The sequence below is a fragment of the Nocardia crassostreae genome, from assembly GCF_001613405.1.
Classification (GTDB): Bacteria; Actinomycetota; Actinomycetes; order Mycobacteriales; family Mycobacteriaceae; genus Nocardia; species Nocardia crassostreae.
The window spans coordinates 1-21,160 of record NZ_BDCH01000022.1 but is presented as its reverse complement, the minus strand read 5'-3'; the positions used below and the strand labels follow the sequence as shown (position 1 = coordinate 21,160).

12 protein-coding genes and 2 pseudogenes are annotated in these 21,160 nt (G+C 68.3%); 7 read left to right on the top strand and 7 right to left on the bottom strand.

The annotated features are described in order from the left end of the window. Nucleotides 1–256: 256 nt before the first annotated feature. The 5 genes from NC4_RS23255 to NC4_RS23235 form a co-directional block, all read right to left on the bottom strand. Nucleotides 257–1,033, bottom strand: a complete 777-nt coding sequence (locus NC4_RS23255; protein WP_067541882.1) for a hypothetical protein — start codon at nucleotides 1,031–1,033, stop codon at nucleotides 257–259. Nucleotides 1,034–1,216: 183 nt separating this feature from the next. Then, nucleotides 1,217–2,212 carry a hypothetical protein gene (locus NC4_RS23250; protein WP_157555131.1) on the bottom strand — a complete coding sequence of 332 codons (996 nt, stop codon included), beginning with the start codon at nucleotides 2,210–2,212 and terminating at the stop codon, nucleotides 1,217–1,219. 94 nt (nucleotides 2,213–2,306) lie between these two features. Beyond that, nucleotides 2,307–3,755: an NAD(P)/FAD-dependent oxidoreductase gene (locus NC4_RS23245; RefSeq protein WP_067541878.1), complete on the bottom strand. Its 1,449-nt coding sequence runs from the start codon at nucleotides 3,753–3,755 to the stop codon at nucleotides 2,307–2,309. 250 nt (nucleotides 3,756–4,005) lie between these two features. Further along, a complete protein-coding gene (locus tag NC4_RS23240) occupies nucleotides 4,006–4,737 on the bottom strand; it encodes a serine hydrolase (protein ID WP_245721876.1) in 732 nt (243 codons plus the stop codon). A gap of 245 nt (nucleotides 4,738–4,982) precedes the next feature. After that, nucleotides 4,983–5,168, bottom strand: coding sequence for a hypothetical protein (locus tag NC4_RS23235; RefSeq protein ID WP_245721875.1), 186 nt, complete (start codon nucleotides 5,166–5,168; stop codon nucleotides 4,983–4,985). A gap of 199 nt (nucleotides 5,169–5,367) precedes the next feature. Here NC4_RS23235 and recC point away from each other — a divergent pair, with 199 nt between their 5' ends. From recC to NC4_RS23210, 5 genes are all read left to right on the top strand, one after another. Beyond that, nucleotides 5,368–8,676, top strand: coding sequence for an exodeoxyribonuclease V subunit gamma (recC, locus tag NC4_RS23230; RefSeq protein WP_067541874.1), 3,309 nt, complete (start codon nucleotides 5,368–5,370; stop codon nucleotides 8,674–8,676). Nucleotides 8,677–8,944: 268 nt separating this feature from the next. Then, nucleotides 8,945–12,304, top strand: coding sequence for a UvrD-helicase domain-containing protein (locus tag NC4_RS23225; protein WP_067541987.1), 3,360 nt, complete (start codon nucleotides 8,945–8,947; stop codon nucleotides 12,302–12,304). Further along, nucleotides 12,301–14,187 (top strand): exodeoxyribonuclease V subunit alpha, encoded by a 1,887-nt coding sequence (gene recD, locus NC4_RS23220; RefSeq protein ID WP_067541872.1) that lies wholly within the window; start codon nucleotides 12,301–12,303, stop codon nucleotides 14,185–14,187. Before NC4_RS23225 ends, recD begins: the two co-directional genes overlap by 4 nt. Nucleotides 14,188–14,373: 186 nt before the next feature. After that, on the top strand, nucleotides 14,374–15,219 hold the full coding sequence (locus NC4_RS23215) for an alpha/beta fold hydrolase (RefSeq protein WP_067541870.1): 846 nt from the start codon (nucleotides 14,374–14,376) through the stop codon (nucleotides 15,217–15,219). A 103-nt stretch (nucleotides 15,220–15,322) separates the two neighbouring features. Then, complete coding sequence (locus tag NC4_RS23210; protein ID WP_067541983.1) at nucleotides 15,323–16,798, top strand: flavin-containing monooxygenase; 1,476 nt, start codon at nucleotides 15,323–15,325, stop codon at nucleotides 16,796–16,798. A gap of 12 nt (nucleotides 16,799–16,810) precedes the next feature. Here the strand turns inward: NC4_RS23210 and NC4_RS23205 are convergent, their stop codons facing one another. Beyond that, nucleotides 16,811–17,275: a hypothetical protein gene (locus tag NC4_RS23205; RefSeq protein ID WP_067541868.1), complete on the bottom strand. Its 465-nt coding sequence runs from the start codon at nucleotides 17,273–17,275 to the stop codon at nucleotides 16,811–16,813. A gap of 56 nt (nucleotides 17,276–17,331) precedes the next feature. After that, nucleotides 17,332–18,084 carry a histidine utilization transcriptional repressor HutC gene (hutC, locus tag NC4_RS23200; protein ID WP_067541866.1) on the bottom strand — a complete coding sequence of 251 codons (753 nt, stop codon included), beginning with the start codon at nucleotides 18,082–18,084 and terminating at the stop codon, nucleotides 17,332–17,334. Nucleotides 18,085–18,221: 137 nt separating this feature from the next. Here hutC and hutU point away from each other — a divergent pair. Continuing rightward, nucleotides 18,222–19,895, top strand: a pseudogene (gene hutU, locus NC4_RS23195) (urocanate hydratase). 37 nt (nucleotides 19,896–19,932) lie between these two features. Beyond that, a pseudogene (locus NC4_RS23190) lies at nucleotides 19,933–21,160 on the top strand (purine-cytosine permease family protein); the annotation flags it as partial.

The window sequence follows — 21,160 nt, the reverse complement described above, 5'->3', positions numbered from 1 at the left end:
TGGTGCTGGCGATTTCGGTGTGTCGCCTCGTGTCTTTACCTGCTGGGCGTCAGGGGTGGAGGGTGGGGGCGAGGGATTCGAGGTTGAGGAGGGCGAAGAGCCAGTCGGGGGTGATGCGGTAGGTGGGGGACCGGAACATTCGGGTGCTCCTCCTATCAGGGTTCGGAATGAGCGCGACGCGGCGGGAACCGGACTCTCACCCTCCGGTTCCCGCCGGACGCGTATTTGCGGCAAAAAGGTTGTCGGCGGCTGGAAGTCAGTCGTCGACTACGCGCGGTGGTGCGTTGAAGGCGTTCACCGCGCCTACTGCCGCGCCTACCGCGGCACCGGCCACGGCTGCGGGCACGGTGATGACGGCGGCACCGGCGGCGGCGCCCAGAGCGGGACCGGCGACGAGGCCTACCGGGAAGAAGCCCGCACCGACCACGAGGCCGAGGGCCCCGCCGACGGTGGCGGAGGTGAGCGCGAACGGGGCCGCGGTGGCGGCTCCGGCCAAGGCGCCCACGGCCGCGGTGCCGACAGTCTGTCCGGCAATGCGGTCGGAGCGGCTGCGCTCCATGCCGATGGAATCGAGGAAGGTCGCGAGATTCGCCTCGATCATGGCGGCATTGTCATTGATCTGGATCGACTGCTCCTTGTCGATCCAGTCCGGTGCGGGGACCTGCACATCGCCGAACCGGAACATACCGGGCGGCGGGGCGATCGGCGGCACCGCGGGCACCGCGACGGGCGGATGCAGGACACCCACCGGGGCCAGATAGCGCTTGTCCGGAGCGGGCCGCGACCACTGGATGGAGCTGCGCGTTTCGTCCGGAATATTGAGGCCCTCGTACGGTGCGACATTGGGCGCGTCCGCAGCGGGCCACTGCTTGGGCGCGTCGTCGTGCGCGGTCACCGTGTTCGGCTGCGCGGGTGCAGCATTGGCGGCGCCGGTTCCGACGATCGCCATGACTAGCGGAACCGCGCCCGCCGCCATCACGTTGCCGACCTTGTTGCGATGCGGGTTGAGCGCTCTGTGCTTGCCTGCGGCCATGCACGACCTTTCTGTCCGGGGAACATCGACGCCCGACATTCGGACCCGTCGGTCAGGTGGATTGGTAGGGAATCGGACTATCGGAAAACGTTGTCATTACCCAGAATTAGCCCGCTGGACGCCCAAACATGCAATCGGGGCCGGAACCCCAGTTGAAGGATTCCGGCCCCGACAAATCGGCAATCACTCGATCGTTGCTGCCTCGACGATCTCGGCGGCGGCGTCAACCTCGATTACCGGATCGGCGACCGGCGCCGGTTCGGTTGCCGGAGCCAGGAATCCATTCGCCGCGCCGACCGCCGCGCCGATGCCCGCACCCACGGTGGCCGCCGGAACCGCGATCAGGGTGAAGGCCGCGGTCGCGCCCACGGCCGGTCCGAAGACCCAACCGGCCGGTGCGAACGGCGTGCCCGCCATGGCGCCGACGAATCCGCCCATGACGACCGCGAAGGCCTCCACGGGCGCGGCCACGCCGACGCCCACGGCCGCGCCGACGGCGGCGGTGCCGACGGTTTGCGCCGCGATCCGATCGGACCGGCTCGGTTCGAATCCGGCCGCGTCGAGATTGCTCGCCAGTTCGGCCTCGGTCCCGGCCGCGACGGCATTGACCTGATCGGCCTGCTCGGGCGTGAGCCACGGCGGAATATCGACCTGGGTGTCCCCGAACCGCAGCTTGCCCGGCGGCGCGGCGATGGGCGCGAAATCCCGGGCCGCGGCCGGATCCGGCATGCGCAGGGCCTGCACGTCGACCGCCGCGAGCGGGCCCTGCGGGATATCGCGAACCCCGGTGGAGGAGTTGCGATCCACCCGCACGACCGGCGCGATCTCGGCCACCGGGGCCTCGCCCAGCGCCGCGTCGGCCTCCGCGCCCGCTTCCGCCTCGGCCGCGATGGGCACGGTGTCGAGATAGGTCCGCACCCCTTCGGCGACGTCCGGCGGCACCGGCAGCGTGAGCGGTCCGAACGGCGAATCGACAATGACCATCGAGGGCGCGCCCTCGGTGGCCGCCGGTTCGGTGACGGCGGGTTCGGCGACCGCGGGTTCGGTGGTCGCCGGTTCCGCGGACGCCGTTCCGGCTGTGGAGAATACGGCTGCCAGTGGCAATGCCCCCGCAATGGCGAGCGAGCCTATTCGCCGACGGCGCGGCGAAACCTGGTCAACCGGTTGGCGTTTGCCCATGAATGACCTTTCTGACGACTGTTCATGGATGTCGAACATTCGGATCCGGCCGGTGTGCCGGATTGGTCGGGTCAAGCGCCCTATGACGGTGCGATCAGGCAGTACGGGGTCCGGCTTGGGGACCGGTCGGTGTATTCGCTACGGGTTTGCCGTTCCCCGTGGGAGTTTCGCCGCCGATCTGCTTGTGGAGCTCGAGCGCCTCTTCGGGATCGTCGAGCGCCTCGAGCGCCAGCCGCGCGAACACCCACTGCTCGGTGGCGGCCATCTGACCGCGGTGGCGGCCCAGGAAGGACACGAACCATTCGAGCACGGTGACGAATCGGCTGCGGAAGCCGACCAGGTACCACAGGTGCAGGCCCAGCCACGCCAGCCAGGCGATGAAACCGCTGAACTCCAGCTTGCCGACCTGGCAGACCGCATTGAACCGCGACACCGTGGCCATGGAGCCCTTGTCGAAGTACTTGAACGGCTTGCGGTCCTCGGGCTTGTGCGCCCCGTCGAGTTCGGCCTTGATGGCCCGCGCCGCATAGGTGCCGCCCTGGATGGCGCCCTGCGCCTGTCCGGGCACGCCCGGCACCGACATGAGGTCGCCGACCACGAAGACGTTCGGATATCCCTTGATGGTCAGATCCGGTTCGACCACCACGCGCCCGGCGCGATCGACCTCGGTGCCCTTGGACCGTTCCGCGAGCAGCTTGCCCAGTTCGCTGGCCTGCACACCGGCCGACCACACCTTGCACGCGGATTCGATGCGCCGCTCGGAGCCGTCCTTGTCCTTTATGGTCACCCCGCGCGCGTCCACATTGGTGACCATGGCGTTGAGCTGGATCTCCACGCCCATCTTCTCGAGCCGCTTGTGCGCCTTGCCACCGAGTTTGGGACCCATGGGCGCGAGCACCGCCCCGGCGCCCTCGACCAGGATGACGCGGGCGTCGCGGGTGTCGATATTACGGAACGCGCCGTCGAGGGTGCGGTCGGCGAGTTCGGCGATCTGCCCGGCCAATTCGATGCCGGTGGGGCCCGCGCCGACGACCACGAAGGTCATGAACCGGTCGCGGATCTCCTGGGTCTTGGCCAGTTCCGCCTCTTCGAAGGAGCCGAGAATGCGGGCGCGTAGCTCGAGCGCATCGTCGATGGTCTTCATACCAGGCGCGTAGGTGGCGAAATGATCGTTGCCGAAGTAGGACTGCTGCGCGCCCGTGGCCACGATGAGGCTGTCGAACGGGGTGACGGTGTCCGCGTCCAGCAGGCGCGAGGTGATGGTGCCGCCGTCGAGGTCGATATCGTGCACATCGCCCATGATCACGCCGACGTTCTTCTGCTTGCGCAGCACGATGCGGGTGGACGGGGCGATCTCACCGACCGACAGGATGCCGGTCGCCACCTGGTACAGCAGCGGCTGGAACAGGTGCGTGGAGGTCTTGGAGATGAGGGTGATGTCGACGTCGGCCTTGCGCAGATGCTTGCAGGCGAACAGTCCACCGAACCCGGACCCGATCACCACCACGCGGTGGCGCTGCTCAACGGAATTATCGGCGTTCATCTAGTTGTCCCTGCTCCTAGGCCAGACGGCGAAACTACGACACTTCACGTCCAACGGTAGTACGACGTGAGGTACGAGGACCAATCAGGACCAAAACCGGAAACCGACCGTGCGAACCCTCCTCGAAAATACAATATGGGCGGTCGGTCAGGGGGAATGTCGTGGTCATCGTGGCCCGTCGCCTCGGCCCACGGCGGAAATGATGCGGACGCCACCCCCTGAGGGATGGCGTCCGCAGAATGAATCGAGCTCAGCGACCCGCGAAGAGAATCTGCGCCACCTTGGTGGTGGTCTCCGCGCCCTCGGCGTAGCCGCCCTGCGCGCCCTGATCGGTCATGATCGCGAGGGGGTAGCGCTCGCCCGGTCCGGCGAAGCCGACCGAGTTGACCACCCAGCCGCCCTGTTCGGCGGACCAGCCGTTCTTCAGCCCCGGCTGCATGGCCGCGCCCGCGCCCCACACGCCCCAGTGCTGGTTGGTGTCGACCTGGCGCATGCGGTCGACGAGGTAGTTGCGGTCGTCGGGGTGCATGCGGGTGAGGATGTTGTCCATGAGCCGATCCAGGTCGGCGGGGCTGCACTGCTGGAAACCCCAGTCGGGGAAGAGCTTGATCTGCTCGGGCGCGGTGACCGGCGGCAGCGGGACCAGGCCGCTCATGCCATTGGCGCGGAAGGCGTTCTGGAAGGCCATGCGGTCGATACCGGCGTACTTGTTCCACAGAATGTCGGCGGCATTGTCATTGGAGGTTGCCAGCATGGATTCCATGAGCGCGCGGTCGCCCGGCTCCAGATTGATGGCGCCGATGCGGGCGCGATTCAGCAGATCCTCCGCGATCGCCAGCTTGATGGTGGACGCGGTCCAGAACATGTTGTCCGCGTTGCCATTCTGGTAGATGCCGCCGGTGACGCGGTCGCGCACCACATAACCGGTGACGCCGGGGCGGCCGCTCAGATAGCTGTCCACCTTGGCGATGCGATTGCTCATATCGCAGTCGAAGCCAGGCTGGCAGCCCTGCGTCATGATCGGCGAGGCGCCGGCGACGGGGAGCAACACCGGAGCCGCCGGCAGCAGAGCAGCGGCGGCTAGAACGCAAGCGGAGGCGGCCACACGGGAGCGCCGGGCCATCGGAGAACGCACGGTGCACCACAATAGACATGACAACGTCCGCTGCGCACGTCTTGAGGTAGAGCGCCCGGTGTGCTACTGAAACGCCGCTGTCCCAGCGGGTTTCATCGGAATGCCGCGCGTAGTTCCTCGATGGTGCGGCCATTGAGGCGGTAGCAGTGCTCGAAGGCCTCGGTGTGCCGGTCCCGGGGCCAGGACTTCAATACGACGGTGCGGCCGTAGTAGCGGGAGTTGACCAGCTCCCACCGTTCTCCGACCCGGCGAACCGTGAACCCGCGTCTCGGGACCATGGGAATCACCGGCGCAGACATCGACTTCTACCAGCCTTTCCTAGCCACTTGCCGACCTCCCCGAAAGGCACTGTCGCATACCACATGCGAATTTCGGTGTGACGCGCCCTAGCTAATCTTCGGCGTGTGTCGGGTGTCACCCGGCGAGCCGCGGCGCTTGGTGTTTGCATGTCGTTCGCCGACTGTATAAACACAGCTCGTGCATATTCACCGGGCCGAGCGTGCGGACACGCTCGCCGACGCGCTGGCCGAGCTGCTCGCCGATCCGCTCGGTGATCCGTTCACCCCGGAAGTGGTGGCGGTTCCGGCCAAGGGGATCGAGCGGTGGCTCAATCAGCGGCTGTCGGCGGTGCTGGGCAGCAGCGCGGGGGCCGACGGGGTGTCGGCCAATATCGACTTCGCGGATCCGGCCGGGCTGGTGGCGGCGGTGCTCTCCGAGGCGACCGGTATGTCGCCCGAGGAAGATCCTTGGGCTCCGGAGCGATTGGTGTGGACGCTGCTGCCCGTCATCGACGACGTGCTCGGCGAGTCGTGGGCGGCGGTGCTGGCGCGGCACCTCGGGCACGGGGATGCGGGCGGGTACCGGGTGGGGCGGCGGTACGCGACGGCGGCGCGGATCGCGGAGCTGTTCGCGAGTTATGGGACGCAGCGGCCCGTCATGATCACGGACTGGGCGGGCGGTTCCGACACCGACGGGGCGGGGAATGCGCTGCCCGCGGATCTGTTGTGGCAGCCGGTGCTGTGGCGGCGATTGCGGGATGCGGTCGGGGTGCCGAGCCCGGCCGAGCGGCTCGAGGAGGCTTGCGCGCGGTTGCGGGCCGAACCCGGGGTGGTGGCGCTGCCGGAGCGGATTTCGCTGTTCGGCGTAACGCGATTGACGACCGACCAGTTGGAGGTGTTGTCGGCGCTGTCGGCCGGACGGCAGGTGCACCTGTGGCTGGTGTACCCGAGCCCCGCGCTGTGGACCAAGCTGGCCGATGCCGAGGTGATGCCGAATTCCGGTGTGCGGGTGCGGCATCCGCTGCTGGCCGCGCTGGGCCGGGATGTGCGCGAATTGCAGGAGCGGCTGTCCGGATACGACCACATCGACACCTACCACCCGCTGCCCGAAGGCGTCGGCACGCGCACGCTGCTGACCGAACTGCAGGCCGCCATCCGGCAGGACCGCTGGTCGCTCATGCCGGAACCGGCGCTGGCCGACGGCAGCATCAGCGTGCACTCCTGCCACGGGCCCGCCCGGCAGGTGGAGGTGTTGCGCGATGTGCTGCTCGGATTATTCAGCGCGGAACCGAGTTTGGAGCCGCGCGATGTGATCGTCATGTGCCCGGATGTCGAGAGCTACGCGCCACTGGTGCGCGCCGCGTTCGGGCAGTGGTCCCTCGACGGCGCCGCGCCCGGCCATCCCGCGCACGGACTGCGCGTGCGTCTCGCCGACCGCGCGCAGCGCGCCGTGAACCCGCTGCTCGATGTGATCGGCACCCTGCTCGAGCTCGCCGACGGCCGCGTCACCGCCACCGAGGTGCTGGATCTGGCTGCGGCGGAACCGGTTCGGCTGCGCTGCGGCTTCGATGAGGACGATATCGAACGGCTGCGCGAATGGGCCGCCGAGACCGGCGCGCGCTGGGGGATCGGGCAGCGGCAGCGACAGGCGTTCGGGCTGGGCGATTTCGCGCAGAACACGCTCAAAGCCGCCGTCGACCGAATTCTGCTGGGCGTGGCCGCGGGCGAATCCACCGAGGACTGGCTGGATCTCGTGCTCCCTCTCGATGACGTGGACTCGAATGACATCGACTTGGCCGGGCGCTTCGCGGAATTCATCGACCGGCTCGCGGTGTGCCTGCGGGATCTGCGCGGCACCTCCCTCACCGAACCGGCCGGGACCGCCCGGCCCGCCACCGAATGGGCGACGGTGCTCGGGCGGGCCCTGGACCTGCTCACCGACGTGCCGCTCACCCAGGGGTGGATGGGGGTGCAGGCGCGGCGCGAGCTGGCGGCGGCGACCGAGTACGCGGGCGAGATTCCCCTGCGGCTCACCGATATCGCCGCCCTGCTGGCGGCGCGGCTGGCCGGACGGCCCTCGCGGGCCAACTTCCGCACCGGCGAGCTGACGGTGTGCACCATGGTGCCCATGCGGTCGGTGCCGCATCGCGTGGTGGTGCTGCTGGGCCTGGACGACGAGATCTTCCCGCGCACGGGCGGCGTGGACGGCGACGATGTGCTCGCCCGCCATCGCTGCCCCGGCGACCGCGACCCGCGCAGCGAGGACCGGCAGCTGCTGCTGGATGCCATCATGGCGGCGGGGGAGCGACTCGTGTTGCTGCACACCGGATCCGATCCGGTCAGCGGTGCGCATCGCCCGCCCGCCATTCCGCTGGCCGAGGTGCTCGACACCGTGCGCGCCCATGTCGGCGCGGACGCTATGGGCGCGGTCGTCACCCGGCATCCCCTGCAACCGTTCGATCGCCGGAACTTCCAGGCCGACAAGCCTTTCAGCTTCGATGCCGTCGCCCTCGCCGGAGCGCTTGCCGCCGGGCAGCAGCCCGCGCCCCGGCCACCGTTCCTGGCGGCCGCCTTGCCCGCGACGGAACGCGGCGATGTCGAACTGGCCGATGTGATCTCCTTCACCGAGCATCCCGTGCGCGCATTCCTGTGGCAGCGCTTGGGTATTCGCGTCCCCGAGGACGAGGAGGAGATCGCCGACCGGCTCCCCATCGAACTCGACGGCCTCACCAAATGGAATATGGGCGAACGCATGCTGTCCGCCCGCCTCACCGGCGTCGACCCCAATGCCCTGCGCGCCGCCGAATGGCGGCGCGGCACCCTGCCGCCCTTCGGCCTGGGCGCGGCCGTCCTCGACGATGTCGAGTCCACCGTCGACCGCCTCGTGCGCGTGGCCCAGCCCCTGCACGAAATCCCTTCCCGCACCGTCGATATCGCCGTCGAGCTGGGCGACGGCCGCCGCCTCACCGGCACCGTCCCCGACGTGCACGACGACGCCCTGCTGCGCACCACCTTCTCCCGCCTGGCCCCCAAACACCGCATGGCCGCCTGGGTCCGCCTGCTCGCCCTGTCCGCCACCGCCGGACACCAATCCTGGCGCGCCATCACCATCGGCCGCGGCAAGGGCTCACGCCCCGCCTGGCAATCCACCCTCACCGCCCCCGACTGCGCCACCGCCCGCACCCTTCTGCGCGACCTGGTCGCCCTGCGCGACGAGGGCCTCACCGAACCCCTCCCCATCACCCCCGCCGCCACGGCCGTCTACGCCGAACGCCGCGCGGGCGGTGCGCCTCCCGAGGACGCCCTCCAGTCCGCGGAAGAGGAATTCGCGGGCAAGTACGGCGACAACACCGACCGCTACCTGCGCCACATCCTGGGCCCGTCCCCCCGCTTCCATCAGCTGACGGGCCCGTCCGCCGAGGGCGCCGCCGAACCCACCCGCTTCGGCGAACTGGCGCGTCGTCTCTGGATTCCCTTGCTCACCAACGAGAATCAGAGCCAGCCATGACCACCGGACCCGAAAACGGAAGGCACGGATGACCGACGACCTCTTCTCGCTCACCGACCTCGACCCCGCCCCCACCCGCACCCGGCGCGGTGGCGATACGTTCGATTCCGAACGTATCGGCGCCGCACCGGTCACCCGTGCGGTCAGGGCGGAATCGACGACCGCGAGCCCGGGCGGCGGTGTGGACGAGAACGAGTTGTTCGAGCTCGAGGATCAACCGGTGGTGGGCGAAGGGTTGTGGAGCAGTGGTGGGCGTGACGAGGCGGGGATGCCTTCTGGAGGAGTGAGTGTGGTTGTGGTGCACGGGGATTCGGGGGATCGGTTCGCGTTGACGGGGGCGCTGCCGGTGGGGACGACCGTGCTGGAGGCGAGTGCGGGGACGGGGAAGACGTACGCCATTGTGGGTTTGGCTGTGCGGTTCGTGGCCGAGGCGGGGGTGGATATCTCCGAGTTGTTGTTGGTGACGTTCAGCCGGGCGGCCACGCAGGAGTTGCGGGAGCGGACTCGGGATCGGTTCGTGGGGGTGGCGGCGGCGCTGGCGGATCCGGAGCGGGCGCGGGCCGAGGGGGATGAGCTGGTCAAGCATTTGGCGGCGGCGGGGCCCAGTGAGGTGGCGGCGCGGCGGGAGCGATTGCTGGCGGCGCTGTCGGATTTCGATGCGGGGACCATTGCCACCACGCACAGTTTCTGCCAGCGGATGCTGGACGAGCTGGGGTTGGCGGGGGAACAGGATCCGGGGGTGCGGCTGGTCGAGGGCATCGAGGATGTGGTGTCGACCGTCGCCGACGATCTGTACCTGAGCCGGTACGCGCGCACGGGCGCGCCGTTCGGGCCGCAGGATGCGCAGCGGCTGGCCGCGGCGGCGGTGGGGGACGGGCATGCGGTGCTGGTGCCAGAAGGCGAGGGCGAGGACGATCCGGCGGGGGAGCGGGTGGCGTTCGCGGAGGCGGCGCGGGTGGAGACAGCGCGGCGGAAAAGGCTTGCGGGACTGCGAGATTTCGATGATCTGCTGGTTCTGCTGCACGAGGTGCTCGCCGATGAGGAGCACGGGCCGCGAGCCTGTCGGCGCATCCGGGATCGGTATCGGGTGGCGCTGGTGGACGAATTCCAGGACACCGATCCGCTGCAGTGGGACATCCTGCGGCGCGCGTTCCACGGGCATGCCACGCTCGTCCTGGTCGGCGATCCCAAGCAGGCCATCTACGCCTTCCGCGGTGCGGAGGTGCTCAGCTATCTCGACGCCGTCGCGCATGCCGATGCCCGCAAGGAGCTGACCACCAACTGGCGCAGTGACGCCGGACTGCTGGCCGCTCTCGAACATTTGCAGGGCGGTGCGGCCTTGGGGCACAAGGAGATCACCGTGCACCGGATCTCCGCCACCCGGCCGTTCTCGCGGCTGGCGGGTGAGCCCGCGGCGGTGGTTCCGTTCCGGCTGCGGTGTTTTCCGCGCACCGGGGCCGGGTCGCTGAATCGCTCCGGGTATCCGACCGTCGGCAAGCAGCGCGAGCGGATCGCCATCGATGTGGCGGCCGATATCGTGCGGCTGCTGGAATCGGGCACTCGCATCGATGCCGGGACCTCGAAGGAAAGGCTGGTCGGGCCGGGCGATATCGCGGTGCTTGTGCGCAATCGCAATCAGCTCGACATGGTGCGCAAGGAACTCGAGACCGCCGGGGTCGCCTCCGTACTAGCCGGTGGGGCAAGCGTTTTCGGCACGGCCGCCGCCGCGGAGTGGCTGTGGGTGCTGCACACCCTGGAACAGCCGCACCGCGCCGACCGGGTGCGCCTCGTCGCCGGAACCGCGCTGCTCGGGCTCGGCGCGGTCGATATCGATGCCGGTGGCGCCGATCTGGTGGGCCGCCTCAGCGCCGAACTGCGGGATTCCGCCCGGCTTTTCGCGCGCGCCGGTTTCGGCGCCGTCTTCGAGAAGATGAGCGCCGAAACGAAACTCGCCCCGCGCCTGCTCGGCCTCGAAGGCGGCGAACGGCAGCTCACCGATCTCCGGCAGATCGCCCAGCTGCTCGACGAGGCCGCCCTGCGCGAAGGGTTGGGCCTGTCCGCGCTCACCCGGTGGCTGGCCGACCGGGTGCGCGATCCCGCCTCCGGCAGCGTCGCCGACCGCAGCCGCCGCCTGGACCGCGATGCCGCTGCCGTGCAGATCGCCACCGTGCACGCCAGCAAGGGGCTCGAATTCCCCATCGTGTACGTGCCGTTCGCGTGGGACGCCGCCAAGATGCGCAACCCGTCGACGCTGCTCTTCCACGATGATCAAGGCCGCCGCGTCCTCGATGTGGGCGGTCCGGACGCCGTGGGCTACAACTCGCGCCGCCTGCGTGCCGAGGCCGAGGAAGCAGCCGAGGAGCTGCGGCTGCTCTATGTCGCGCTGACTCGTGCAGGAGCGCAGGTGGTGGCATGGTGGGCGCCCGCCTACGACACCCAGACCGCACCGTTGCATCGCATGATCATGGGTCGCGAACCGGGCAGCCCGGTGGTGGCCGACAAAGCGCCGGTGCCCGCGGATTCGGTGGTCCTGGAACGACTCTCGGAATGGGCCGCATCGACCGCCGAACCCGGGATCATCACCGTCGAATCGGTGGAACGCGCCACCCGCGCCCGGCTGCCGCGTACGGAAACTGGCAGCACCGCGGAGGATTTGGCCGTCGCTCGCTTCCACCGGCACCTCGACCAGAACTGGCGGCGCACCTCGTACTCCGCCCTCACCGCGGGCGCACACGACGCCATGCCCGTCGGTGACACCCCCGACGGCACTGTCGTCGACGACGAACCCGCCACGCCCTCGGTGCTTTCCGACGATCTCGAGGTTCCCGCCGCCGCCCCGTCGCTCATGAACACGCTGCCCTACGGCGCGGAATTCGGCACCCTCGTGCACGAAATTCTGGAGTACATCGACACCGACGCTCCCGATCTGGCCGCCGAACTCCGCGCCCGCTGCCACCACGCCGTCTCCGAACAGCTCTTCGACGCCGATCCGGAGGTGCTCGCCGGAGCCTTGCTGGCGGTCATGCACACCCCCATCGGATTCGGTTGTCTGGCCGATATTTCCGCCCGCGACCGCCTCAGCGAAATGGATTTCGAGCTCCCCCTCGCCGGTGGCGACGACCCCACCGCCACCCGCGTCACAGTCCCCGATATCGCGGACCTCCTGCGCCGCCACCTGCCCCCCGACGACATCCTGACTTCCTACGCCGACCAGATCGCCCATCTCGACGACACCCCGCTGCGTGGCTACCTCACCGGCAGCATCGATGCCGTCCTGCGCACCGACGGCCCCCGCTTCTACGTCGTCGACTACAAAACGAACCGCCTCGGCCAAGGCGACCTCACCGTCGCTCACTACACCCGCGACCGCATGGCCGCCGAGATGATGCGCTCCCACTACCCTTTGCAAGCCATCCTGTATTCCGTTGCCCTGCACCGCTACCTGCGCTGGCGCCTCCCCGCCTACAACCCCGCCACCCACCTCGGCGGCATCCGCTACCTGTTCGTGCGCGGCATGATCGGCCCCGACACCCCGGACGGCTGCGGGGTCTTCGACTGGAACCCACCCGCGCCCCTGGTCGAGGAACTCTCCACCCTGCTCGCCGGTGAGATCGAGGTGACCCGATGACCGCGATTCAATTGGCGCAGCGCGGCACCGGGCCGCTGCGGACCTTCAATGAAGCCGGGGTGCTGTCGGCCGCCGATCTGCACGTGGCTTTGCGGCTCGGCCGCCTGGGGCGCGAGGAGTCCGGCCTCGTCCTGTTCGCCATGGCCTTGGCCGTTCGCGCCGTGCGGTCCGGATCGGTGTGCCTGGAAGTGCGCCGGATGCACGAGATCGGTGTGGACGCGGACGGGACCGAGGAATCGACCATTGATCCGGCGACGCTGCCGTGGCCGGATGTGGAGGCGGTGATCGTGGCATTGCGGGTGAGCCCGCTGGTGTGCGGGAGTCCGGCCGGGCCGCTGCGGCCATTGCGGCTCATCGATCCGCCCGGTGGGGCGCAGAGCGGGCCGCTGCTGTATCTGGACCGGTACTACCGGCAGGAGGAGACCATTCGGCGGGTGCTCACGGAGCGGTCCGCCACCAATCCGATGGTCGATGCGGAACTTGTTCGGCGGGAACTGGATCGGCTGTTCCCGGAGCAGGCGGCGCCCGGGGAGCCCTTGGATCGGCAGCGACTGGCCGCCGCGTTGGCCACCACCGAATGGACCACCGTGATCGCCGGTGGACCAGGAACCGGCAAGACGCACACCATCGCTCGCGTACTGGCGCTGCTGGTCGCCCACCAGGAGGCGATTCCGGGCGCGCCCGCATTGCGGATCGCGCTCGCCGCGCCCACCGGGAAAGCGGCTGCGCGCCTTCAGGAATCGGTGCGCGAACAGGCAGGGGACATCGGGCTGCCCGAGCTGACCGCCGCCACCCTGCATCGCCTGCTCGGCTGGCAGCGCGGTGGAGCGAGCCGGTTCCGGCACAACGAGTTCAACCGGTTGCCCTACGACGTGATCGTGGTCGACGAGACCTCCATGGTGTCGCTGACCATGATGAGCCGCCTGCTGCCCGCCGTGCGTCCCGACGCGCGGCTGGTGCTGGTCGGCGACCCGGATCAGCTGGCGTCGGTGGACGCGGGCGCGGTGCTCGCCGACCTCGTCGCGGGACCGGTGCTGGGACAGGCCAATCCGGCGCTGAACACCATCCTCGGCGGCGAATTGCGAGATAGTGCAACGCATCCCGACGGCCTCTCCAATCGGGAGCGCGAGCGCCTGCGCGGCGGCATCGTCCGCCTCACGCGGGGACGGCGCTTCGGTGGTCGCATTGCCGACCTCGCCGTGGCGGTGCGCGCCGGTGACGCCGACACCGCCCTCGACCTCCTGGCGGCGGGCGGCACCGAATTGTCGCTGCACACACCGGAGGACATCACCGAGGTGCGCGACGATGTCGTGCGCGCCGCCCGGGCCGCCACCGACGCCGCCCTCATCGGCGATGCCGCCGCCGCCCTGACCGCCCTCGAATCACACCGCCTGCTGTGCGCGCACCGGCAAGGCCCCTACGGCGTCGAACGCTGGGATCGCATGGCCGCGGGCTGGGCCACCGCCGCCGGAATCGCCGCCGATCCCGGCCCCGGCCACTGGTATCCGGGCCAGCCGCTACTGGTCACCGCCAACGACCACGAGGCCCGCATCTACAACGGCGACACCGGCGTCATCGTGCGCGCCCCCGACGGCACCCTGCGCGCCGCCCTGCAACGCGGCACCGAACCGTATCTGGTGCATCCGACACAGTTCCCCGGCGTCACGACGGTCTACGCCATGACCATCCACCGCAGCCAGGGTAGCCAGTACGACAACGTCTCGGTCGTCCTCCCCGGCCCCGAATCCACGCTGCTCACGCGGGAGCTGTTGTACACAGCCATCACCCGCGCCCGCAAACATGTGCGCGTGCTCGGCACCGAGGATTCCATCCGCGCCGCCATATCCCGCCGCGTGCTCCGAGCCAGCGGCCTGCGCGCATAACCGCCCCGACAGCGCCCACCGCTGGCCGCCGGGCAGCATGCACTCGCCGGGCGACATGCGGTGGGGCACGCAGTCGGATTGCGGGAGTGCGTCCGTGGCGTGCGGGGACGGGGGTAGGCTGGGGGCTCGGAAACCGTTGCAGCCGCGACCCTTCGCGAGGTCGGCGGCCGATGGTCGGAGGGGATCATGGCTGAATCGGAGTCGGCCGGGCAAGTGGCCGATAGCGTTGTTTCCGCGGACGGTACGCGGATCGCGTATCTGACCACCGGTAGCGGTCCGGCGGTGATACTCGTGCCCGGTGCGCTGTCGCTGGCCTCCGGGTTCACCCGGTTCGCGCAGGCGCTCGGCACCGGGTTCACGGTGCATACCATGGAGCGTCGTGGGCGCGGGGGCAGCGGGCCGCAAAGCGCCGAGTACTCCATTGCCGAGGACATGGCGGATGTGAAGGCATTGCAGGACAAGACGGGCGCGGCATGCCTTGTCGGGCACAGTTACGGCGGTCTGGTGGTCCTGGAATTCGCCCGCGCGAACCCCGGCTGCCGCAAGCTCGCCCTCTACGAACCGGGTGTTTCTGTGGCGGGTTCCATGCCCACCGGGTGGATGGATCCGTACGAGAAGCACCTGGCTCAGGACAAACCGTTCGACGCGTTCGTCGAATTCGTCCGCGATATGGGCCCCGAGGGCATGCGCAAGATTCCGAAGTGGATGTTCCGCCGCGCCCTGCCGCTGTTCATGAAGGCTCCCGAAAAGGACATGGTCATTGCCCAGCTCGGCGCGAATCTGCGCGAACACCGGGAAATCGCGCGGTTGAACGACACCTATCCGCACTATCAGGAGATCACCGCCGAGGTCCTGCTCATGGACGGCGACAAAGACCGCCGACCCGAAACCGAGGCGGACCACAATGCGCTGGCGGCGGTCATCCCGACCTGCGAGTGCGTGACCGTGCCGGGCCTGGACCACTTCGGCATCGACAAGAATGCCCCCGAGCGGGTGGCGGGACTCATCGGCGAATTCTTCTCGCGTTCGTAGTGCTCTTCGCCCCTATTCGCCTGCCGTGCTGGATACCCTGGGGTCGGGTGCGCAGGGCACCACCCGGCCGCGAGCGCCGGAATTGCGCGAATCGAGGGGTTCGATGAGCAGCACGCCCGAGCACGTCGATGTGCTCATTGTCGGGGCCGGACTGTCGGGTGTAGGGGCCGCCTATCACCTGCAACGGGCCTTCCCGTGGCGGACCTACGCCATCCTGGAGATGCGTGAGGCGCTCGGCGGCACCTGGGACCTGTTCCGCTATCCCGGAATTCGCTCCGATTCGGATATGTTCACCCTCGGCTACCGGTTCCGGCCGTGGCTGGGGGACAAGGCCATTGCCGACGGTGACTCCATCCTCGACTATGTGCGCGATACCGCCGTCGAGAACGGAATCGACAAACACATTCGCTACCGTCATCGAGTTCTGCGCGCCGAATGGTCCTCGGAGGACGATCAATGGACCGTGACCGCCGAGCACGACGGCGAAACGGTCACCATGACCGCGAATTTCCTGTTCAGCTGCTCCGGGTATTACCGCTACGACGCGGGATATACGCCGGATTTCCAAGGCACGGAACGCTTTCCGGGCCCCATCGTGCACCCGCAGCACTGGCCCGAACAGGGCCTGGACGTCGCGGGCAAGCGGGTGGTCATCATCGGATCGGGCGCCACCGCCGTCACCCTGGGTCCCGCCCTCGTCGATCAGGGCGCGCAGGTGACCCTGCTGCAGCGGTCCCCGTCCTACATCATCTCCATGCCCGCCCGCGACGGCTTCGCCGACCGGGTGCGCCGGTTCCTGCCCGCCCGCACTGCCTACGGCCTGGCCCGCGCCAAGAACATGCTGCTCGCCACGGCCATGTATCAACTCTCGCAACGCTATCCGAAGCGCATGCGGGCGTGGATCCACGGCTTGCAGGAGCGGTGGCTGCCGCCCGGCTACGATATCGACACCCACTTCAACCCGCGCTACAACCCGTGGGATCAGCGACTGTGCCTGGTGCCCAACGGCGATCTGTTCCGCGCCATCCGCCACGGCGAACTGGAGATGGTCACCGACACCATCGACACCTTCACCGAATCCGGCCTCCACCTCGAATCCGGTCGTGATCTCGACGCCGACATCATCATCACCGCAACGGGTTTGAACCTGCGCGTCTTCGGCGGCATCGACCTCACCGTCGACGGCCGCGAGATCCGGCTCCCCGAAACCATGGCCTACAAGGCGATGATGATCTCCGACGTCCCCAATTTCGCCTTCATCATCGGCTACACCGACGCCTCCTGGACCCTGAAGGCGGATCTGGTGTGCGAGTACGTGGTTCGCCTGCTGCGCCACATGGACGCCAAGGCCACCCCCGTCCGCGATCCGGCCGTCGGACCCGCGCCGTTCCTGAACTTCGAACCCGGCTACGTGTTGCGGTCCCTCGACATCCTCCCCAAACAGGGCGACCGCGCACCCTGGAAACTGCATATGAACTACCTGCGCGACCTGCCGAAACTGCGCTACGGCAAGGTCACCGACGCGTCCATGGTCTTCGAGCGCGCCAATGGGGCGGCCCGGGTACCGACCGCCAAGTAGTCCGCGCGCCCGTCAGGTCCGGGCGGGGAGCGGAGTGCGCGCCGCGGTCCGCTCCCGGGGGATCAGCAATGCCAGCAGTGCGACGATCAATTCGCCGCCGAAGGCATACAGCCCCCACGGATCGCCGAGCACATCCCGATAGTTGTCGAAGAGCCCGAAGCTCTCGTCCAGCCGCCAGGCCAGCACGCCGAGCACGACCACACCGGCGAGGACCGCCAGCCAGCCGAGCGCCCGCGACCCGAACAGCGCCGCCAACAGCACCACGGCCGCGACTATCAGCAACACCAGGGTCAGCGAGGTCGCGAACGACCCCGACTGCTCGTCGACCTGTTCGAGCGTCTGAACGGCCGGGAAACCGTCCCGCAGATCCTCGAACGCGATATTCCTGCCCTCGACCGCGCCGACCAGCGGTCCGAACGCCCCTACTGCCATGGCAATGGCGCTGGCGAACTGCGCCAGATGCACAAAAGTTCGCATACTCCACGGTATTCCCGTTTCCGGAAACGCCAAGCAGCCCGCGGACCCCACCGGGATTAACGTCCGAAGACGCCTTCGAGGCGATTGCGGGAACCGGGATGCACGAGCCGGGCAACGCTCACCAGACCGTGCTCGGACCAGGTGCGACGGCGAATGAGCAGGCACGGCTCACTGGCTTCGATGCGCAGCAACCGGCACTCCTCCGGACTGCCGAGAACCGCCTCCACCACATGCTCACCGCGGACCAGCGGCGCCACCCGGCTCAGATAGTCATTGGGCGTGGTCGCGGTGAAATCCTGCTCCAGATAGCCCGGGGCCTCGGCCGGATTCACATAGCGGTCCTCGACCTGGATCGGGACGTCGTCCTCGAAATGCACCAGGATCGAATGAAACCCCCTGCTGCCGATGGAATCTCGCAGAAACGCATGCGTGGAGTCGATGGTTTCCGCGCGCACCAGCACCACCTCGGTGCGATGGCGGTGCCCGCGCTGCTGGATCTGATCGGCGATATTGCGCACCTCGAACAGCGGTGAGGACTGTTTGGTGGCGGCCACGAAACTGCCGACCCCCATCTTGCGAATGATGACGCCCTCGGCGGTCAGCTCCCGCAGCGCGCGATTGATCGTCATGCGCGACAACCCCAGCGCGGCCACGAGCTGATGCTCCGACGGCAGCTGATCGCCCTCTTCCCAGCGGCCGGACCGAATCTGCGCCGTGACGAGATTCTTGATCCGCTCATAGGCGGGCGCGGAGCCGCCCGCCTGCGCGAAGAGCGCGGCAAGTTCCGTATCGCCGTCCACCGCTGCCATCCCCTGCTCGCTCCTCGCCGTCCGCTCCTCGATCCCGCAGCCTACCGGCCCGGATGACCACCCCTTGACATTTGTATAGACAGGACTATACAACTTGTGGGGAATGCGATCCAGCACACATCGAGTCGAGGACAGCAATGGAGATCACTTCCCCCGGCCATCCGGCACGCACCGTGCGCGCACCCCGCGGCGCCGAGCTCACCACCCTGGGCTGGCAGCAGGAGGGCGCACTGTGCATGCTGATGAACAATCTGGATCCCGAGGTCGCCGAGCATCCCGACAATCTGGTCGTCTACGGCGGCACCGGGCGGGCGGCGCGCAGCTGGGCGGCCTTCGACGCCATGGTCGCGACGCTGAAAACGCTGCGCGACGACGAGACCATGCTGGTGCAGTCCGGTAAGCCGGTCGGTGTGTTCCGCACCAACGAATGGGCGCCGCGCGTGCTCATCGCCAACTCGAATCTGGTGGGGGACTAGGCCAATTGGGAGGAGTTCCGGCGGCTCGAGGAACTCGGGCTCACCATGTACGGGCAGATGACGGCCGGGTCGTGGATCTACATCGGCACGCAGGGGATCCTGCAGGGCACCTATGAGACCTTCGGAGCCGTGGCGCGCAAGCGATTCGGCGGAACACTGGCCGGAACCATCACGCTCACAGCCGGTCTCGGCGGTATGGGTGGCGCGCAGCCGCTGGCCGTCACCATGAACGAGGGCGTCGCCCTCTGCGTCGACTGCGATGTCACGCGCATCGACCGGCGGATCGCGCACAAGTACCTGGATGTGAAGGCCGACAGCATCGACCATGCGCTGGAGCTGGCGGTCGCGGCGCGCGACGAACGGCGGCCGCTGTCCATCGGCGTGGAAGGCAATGCGGCGGAGGTGTTTCCGCTGCTGCTGGAGCGGCAGGCGCCCATCGATATCGTCACCGATCAGACCTCCGCGCACGACCCGCTCGCCTACCTGCCGATCGGCGTCGACCTCGCGGATATGAAGACGCTGGCCGAGAAGGACCCGGTGTGGTTCACCGAGCAGGCGCAGCGGTCCATGGCCGCGCACGTCGCCGCCATGGTGGGCTTCCTGGATCGCGGCGCGGAAGTCTTCGACTACGGCAACAGCATTCGCGACGAAGCCCGCAAGGGCGGTTTCGACCGCGCCTTCGACTTCCCGGGCTTCGTGCCCGCCTACATTCGGCCGCTGTTCGAGGAGGGCCTGGGCCCGTTCCGCTGGGCCGCGCTCTCGGGCGATCCCGCCGATATCGCCGCCACCGACCGCGCCATTCTCGAATTGTTCCCGGAGAACGAGCATTTGAAGCGCTGGATCACCATGGCGGGGGAGAAGGTCGCCTTCGAGGGCCTGCCCGCGCGCATCTGCTGGCTCGGCTACGGCGAACGCCATCGCGCCGGGCTGAAATTCAATGAGATGGTCGCCAGCGGTGAGCTTTCCGCGCCCGTCGCCATCGGCCGCGATCACCTCAACTCCGGCTCGGTGGCCTCCCCGTACCGCGAAACCGAGGCCATGCGTGACGGTTCCGACGCCATTGCCGACTGGCCGCTGCTGAATGCCTTGGTCAACACCGCCTCCGGCGCGTCCTGGGTGTCGATTCACCACGGCGGCGGCGTCGGCATGGGCCGGTCCATTCACGCCGGTCAGGTGTGTATCGCCGATGGTTCCGAATTGGCGGCTCGCAAGATCGAGGCCGTGCTCACCAATGATCCGGGCATGGGCGTCATCCGGCACGCCGACGCCGGATACGAGCACGCCCGGGAGACCGCCCGCACCCGTGGCGTCCGAATCCCCATGTCCGAGCAGTAAAGATCCACCCTTCGCCAGTAGAAAGAAGGCCGAGACCATGACGCACGACGGTCCCGCCGAGGTTGTTCTCACCCCCGAACGCCACACCATCGATGTCATTCCCGATGCCGAACGCCACGGCAGCCCGCGCAGTCAGTTCACGCTGTGGTTCGGGGCGAACATGCAGATCACCGCGATCGTCGACGGCGCGCTCGCGGTGCTCTTCGGCGCGGATGCGCTGTGGGCCATCATGGGGCTGCTCATCGGCAATCTCGCCGGTGGCGCGGTCATGGCGTTGCACTCCGCGCAGGGGCCGAAACTGGGTCTGCCGCAGATGATTTCCAGTCGCGCGCAGTTCGGGGTGCGGGGCGCGGTGCTGCCGCTGCTGCTGGCGATCCTCATGTATCTGGGCTTCGCGGCCACCGGGACGGTGCTGTCCGGGCAGGCCATCGCCAAGATTCTGCACATCGACAGCCCGCAGCTGGGCATGGTGATCTTCGGGCTGCTGACCGCGCTCATCGCGGTCACCGGGTACAAGCTGATCCATATCGTGGGTCGGGTCGCCACCGTTGTCGGCATCATCGGCTTCACCTATCTGGCGATCCGGCTGTTCTCCGAATACGACGTCGCCGCGCACGTCGGGGTGAAGGGTTTCGAGACGGCCACCTTCCTGTTCGCCGTCGCGCTCGGCGCGAGCTGGCAGCTGACCTTCGGACCGTATGTCGCCGACTACTCCCGCTATCTGCCGCGCTCGACCAGTGATCGCGCCACCTTCTGGTCCACCTTCGCGGGCACGGTGATCGGCTCGCAGTGGTCCATGACCTTCGGCGCGCTCATTGCCGCGGTGGCGGGCAAGACGTTCATGAAGAATCAGGTCGGGTTCATCGGTGATCTCGCGGGACCGGCCGGAATCGCGATTCTCATCTATCTGGTGATCGTCATCGGCAAGCTGACGCTCAATGCCTACGGCGGGTTCATGTCCATGCTCACCACGGTCACGGCCTTCGACGCCACATCGCGGATCTCCACCACCGCGCGCACCCTGTACATTCTGGCCTTCACCACCGCGTCCACGCTCATCGCGCTCGCCGCCAGTGCGGATTCCTCAATAACTTCAAGAATTTCGTGCTGGCGCTGCTCATGGTATTCACGCCGTGGAGTGCCATCAATTTGATCGACTACTACCTGATTTCGCGCGAACGCATCGACATTCCGGCGCTCTACAATCCCTCCGGGCGCTACGGGGCCTGGAATGCGACGGCGCTGAGCTGTTATGTCATCGGCGT